Below are 1,294 nucleotides of genomic sequence, written 5' to 3'. Positions count from 1 at the left end.
CGCATCGTCCGCCGCGGTGGCGGCCCGCGGCCCCTCCTCCCCCGTTCCATGACAGGCAGGCAGAGACATTCCCATGCCCCTTGATCTGGCCAACCCCGATCTCTACACCTCCGAGGCCCGCTTCACCATGTGGCATGAGTACGTCCAGGCGGACGCGAAGGTCTGGAGCGATCCGGGCCTCTCCCCGTCCGGCTTCTGGTCGGTCTTCTCACACCGTGACGTCTCCTCCGTCCTCTCCCCCAAGGCACCCTTCACGTCCGAGCACGGCATGATGATCGGCTTCGACGCCGAACACCCCGACAACTCCGGCGGCAGAATGCTGGTGGTGAGCGAGGGCGACTGGCACGCCACGCTGAAGCGGCTCATCGGGCCGTTCCTCTCGCGGCTGCGCGCCCCCGAACTCCAGTCGGTGCTGCACCGGGAGGTGCGGGACGTCATCGACCGGCTGCGCTCCGAGGACTCCACCGACATCGCCGTGAGCGTCGGCCCGCGGCTCCCCGCCGCCATCGTCTGCGAGGTCATCGGTGTGCCGCTGAGCGAGCGGGAGCACCTGATCGACTTGACCAACCACGCCTTCGGCGGCGAGGAGAGCAGCTTCGACAGGATGACACCCGCCGAGGCGCACACGGAGATCCTCTTCTACTTCCACGAACTGATCGAGCGGCGTCGCCGGCAGCCCGGTTCCGACCTGGTCAGCGCCCTGTTGGAGGACGGCCGGCTCAGTGTCGACGACGTGCTCGTCAACTGCGACAACGTGCTGATCGGCGGCAACGAGACCACGCGCCACTCGATCACCGGCGCCTTCCACGCCTTCCAGGCCTTCCCCGGCACTCTGGACGCGCTGCACGACGACCCGGACCTCGCCAAGCCTGCCGTGGAGGAGGTCGTCCGCTGGACGTCCCCGGCGGCGCACGTCCTGCGGGTGGCCACCGCGGACTGCGAGATCGGCGGCCAGGAGATCCTCAAGGGGCAGCCCGTGGTGGCGTGGCTGTCCGCCGCCAACCGCGACGAGCGGCTCTTCCCCGACCCGCACCGCTTCCTCCCGAACCGTGCGCCCAACCGGCACCTGGGGTTCGGAAACGGCCCCCACCACTGCCTCGGCGCCGCACTCGCCCGTCTGGAACTGCACGCTCTGCTGCGGGAGTTGGCCGTCGACGCGCGGGGAGTGGAACTGGCCGGGGACGTGCGCTGGATGCGTTCCAACCTGGTACAGGGCTACAGCGGCCTCGAGGTGACCATGGACTGGCGCTGATCCCCGGACACCCCCTGCTGAAGATCGGAAACCCATATGCCC

Annotated in this window: 1 protein-coding gene; it reads left to right on the top strand. The window is 69.2% G+C overall.

Features of this window, described 5'->3' with window-relative positions; genetic code table 11:
- Positions 1-73: 73 nt before the first annotated feature.
- Positions 74-1,252, top strand: coding sequence for a cytochrome P450 (locus tag C1J00_RS43325; RefSeq protein WP_102914226.1), 1,179 nt, complete (start codon positions 74-76; stop codon positions 1,250-1,252).
- Positions 1,253-1,294 lie beyond the last annotated feature (42 nt).

The sequence above is a fragment of the Streptomyces cahuitamycinicus genome (assembly GCF_002891435.1).
GTDB classification, from domain to species: Bacteria; Actinomycetota; Actinomycetes; order Streptomycetales; family Streptomycetaceae; genus Streptomyces; species Streptomyces cahuitamycinicus.
This window is presented reverse-complemented; position numbering and strand designations above follow the sequence as displayed.